Origin of the sequence: Brooklawnia sp. (genome assembly GCF_049651565.1) — a bacterium.
GTDB lineage: Bacteria > Actinomycetota > Actinomycetes > Propionibacteriales > Propionibacteriaceae > Brooklawnia.
Genome location: NZ_JBASCI010000021.1, coordinates 1 through 3,156, shown reverse-complemented (window position 1 = coordinate 3,156; position 3,156 = coordinate 1). Strand labels below are relative to the sequence as shown.

General features: G+C 70.3%; 2 protein-coding genes. One reads left to right on the top strand and one right to left on the bottom strand.

Going from position 1 to position 3,156, the window contains the following annotated elements; all coding sequences use genetic code 11:
* On the bottom strand, positions 1-1,723 hold a 1,723-nt coding region (locus WBL05_RS01095), incomplete at its 3' end, for a glycoside hydrolase family 15 protein (protein WP_424223166.1).
* A gap of 58 nt (positions 1,724-1,781) precedes the next feature.
* Between WBL05_RS01095 and WBL05_RS01090 the strand changes: the two genes are divergently transcribed.
* Positions 1,782-3,156: glucose-6-phosphate dehydrogenase (locus WBL05_RS01090; protein ID WP_424223165.1), on the top strand; the 1,375-nt coding region annotated here is incomplete at its 3' end.

Below are 3,156 nucleotides of genomic sequence, written 5' to 3'. Positions count from 1 at the left end.
GGCTGAACGCCTGCGGCATGTTGCCGGCCAGTCGTTGGTGCTCGGTGTCGTACTCCTCCGACAGCAGGCCGAGGTCGCCGCCCAACTGCACCAGCCGGTCGTAGATCGCTTCCGCCTCGGCCAGCCGTCCGGTGTGGGCGTACTGGGTGGCCAGCCAGAAGGTGCAGATCAGGAACGGGTACTCCCCGCCTTCCAGCCCGTCCATGCCGTCCTCGGTCCGGTAGCGGTGGACGAAGCCGTGCTCGTCGACCAGGTCACGTTCGATCCGGGCCACCGTGCCCAGCATCCGGGGATCGTCCCAGTCGCAGAACCCCACCTGCGGCAGGACCAGCAGCGACGCGTCCACCTCGGTGTTGTCGTAGGTCTGGGTGAAGCTGTTTATCCCGGAGTTGAAGCCGTGCTCGTCGACCTCGGCGCGCAGCCGGTCGGCGAGGTTCTGCCAGTGGTCGGCCGGCCCGTCGTGGCCGAACTCCCTGACCCCGCGGACGCCACGGTCGAACGCCGCCCACATCAGCACCCGACCGTGGGTGAAGTGGTGCAGGTCACCGCGCATCTCCCAGATGCCGTGGTCCTTGTCGTCGAAGCGCTTCTCCTGAAATGTCAGCAACTCCTTCTGCAGCGACCACGAGAAGGCGTCGTCCGGCACGTTGGCCTGCCGCAGCTTGTGCAGCGCCACCATCACCTCGCCCACCACGTCGGCCTGGTACTGCTCGGCGGCGCCGTTGCCGATCCGCACCGGCCGCGAATCCCAGTAGCCGGCCAGGTGCGGCAACTGCTTCTCGTCGCCGGCGTCCAACCGTTCGCCGCCGATCCCGTACATGATCCGCAAGTTCTCGTGGCCCCCGGCGATGGTGCGCAGCAGCCAGTCCCGCCAGGCGCGGTCGGCCAGACCGTGCTCGACCACCGTCTCGATGGTGAAGGCGGAGTCGCGCAACCAGACGAAGCGGTAGTCCCAGTTGCGTTCCCCGCCGAAGTACTCCGGCAGCGAGGTGGTGGCGGCCGCGACAATGCCGCCGGTCTCGACGTGGGTCAGGGCCTTCAGCACCAGCAGCGAGCGGCGCACCATGAAGTCGTCGTCAGTGATCTGGTCGGCCCAGTCCTGCCACATCAGGCGGGTCTGCTCGAGCTGCTCGCGGCTGTGATGGGGCGGCGGGTACCGGTCCCAGGAATTGGTCCAGGTCAGCGACCAGGTAGCCTCCTCACCGCGCGCCAGCCGGAACTCGCCCCGGTGGGTGTCGCCCTCGGGGTGCAGCAACGGGCCGTGCAGCACCAACGCGTCCGGCCCGCCGACCGCCAGCAGCGCCTGACCGCCGTCGGTCTCCCTCACCTTGCGCACCCATGGCTTCAACCGGCCATAGTCGAACCGCATGATCAGTTCGTGCTCGATGACCACCTCGCCTCGGGTGCACTGCACCGTCCTGATCAGGTCGGCCCGTTCGTTGCTCTGCGGCATGTACTCGGTGACCACCGCCTCACCGGTCGGGGTGCGCCAGGCGGTCTGCAGGATGAAGGTGTCGCCCAGGTAGCGCCGCGACACCACCTCGCCGTCGATTGGCGCCATCAGCCAGCGGCCGTCCTCCGGTCTGCCGAGCAGGGCCGAGAACACCGCCGCCGAGTCGAATCGGGGCAGGCAGAGCCAGTCGATGCTGCCTCGGCGGGAGATGAGCGGCGCGGTGTGCAGGTCGGCGAGGATGGCGTAGTGCTCGAGCGGTGGTTGGAACATGGTTTCCACTTTGCCAGAGGCGGCTGCCGGCAAACCCCCCGCGCATAAGGTGGAGGGCATGGATCAGCGCCAGACCCTGCTCATCCTCGGTGCCAGCGGAGACCTCACCGAGCGCTACCTGTTGCCATCACTGGGACGGCTGTTGCAGGCCCAGCCCGAACGCCGCACCAGGGTGGTCGGCAGCTCCCGCAAGGACAACCCGGAATGGTCGCAACTGGTGGCCGACGGCTTCGCCGACTACTCCGGGCCGGCGGTGGAGTCGGCGTTGTCGGACACCGAGTGGGTGACCGCGGACGCCACCAGCGCCGACGACTGGCGGCGCCTGCTGGCGCAGGTCGAAGGCCGGCCGGTGATCTACTTCGCGCTCGGCGCCGGCGTCACCCGGGCGGCCTGCGAGGCGCTGCGCGAGGTCGAACTGCCGACCGGCACCCGACTGGTGCTCGAGAAACCGTTCGGTGAGGACGCCGAGAGCGCGGCCGAACTGAACGAGCTGGTCACCGGGCTGGTCGGCCCCGATGGGGTCTTCCGGGTCGACCACTTCCTGGCCGCGTCGGCCGTGCGGTCGATGCGGGCGCTGCGATTCGCCAACCGGACGATCGAGGCGGTCTGGGACGGCCGGCACGTCGCCGAGCTGTCGGTGGTCTGGGACGAGGCCCTCGACCTCGCCGGCCGCGCCGACTTCTACGACGACACCGGCGCGCTGCGCGACATGATCCAGTCGCACCTGCTGCACGTGCTGGCCGCCGCGATCATGCCGCCTGAGGTGGCCGGGGATGGCGACCCGCTGGAGGCGGCGTTGGCCTCCCTGCGGGTGGCCGAGGGGGACGGCGCGGTGCGTCGGGCCCGCTGGACCGCCGGTGAGATCGATGGCGAACCGGTCGAGGCGTACGCCGACCAAGAAGGCGTCGAGCCCGGTCGCAGGACCGAGACCCTGGCGCAGGTAGTGCTGACCAGCGACCTGCCGCAATGGCAGGGGGTGCCGCTGCGGCTGCGGTCGGGCAAGGGACTCGGTGAGGACCGGCGGCTGCTGGAAGTGTCGTTCGCCGACGCTGAATCCGGCGCCCACGGCCTGCGCCGGCCGCCCGACGCCGATCGGCTGCGCATCGACATCCTGACCGGCGCGGTGGAGTTGGCGTTGACCAGCGCCAATCCCAACGACGTCGGCGAGGCCGAGCCGTTCCTGCTGCGGGGCAGCTTCTACCCCCCGGCGGTGCCGGGCCAGCCGGAGCACCAGGCCAGCCTGGACGACGTGATCGCGGCCGCCGACGCGGAGGTCTACGCCCGGGTGCTGCAGGCCGCGCTGGACGGCGACGAGTCGCTGTCGGTGACCGCGGCCAATGCCGTCCAGTGCTGGCGGCTGGTGGCTCCCGCACTGGCAGCCTTCGCCGCCGACGAGGTGCCGCTGGAGGAGTACCCGGCCGGCAGCCAGGGCC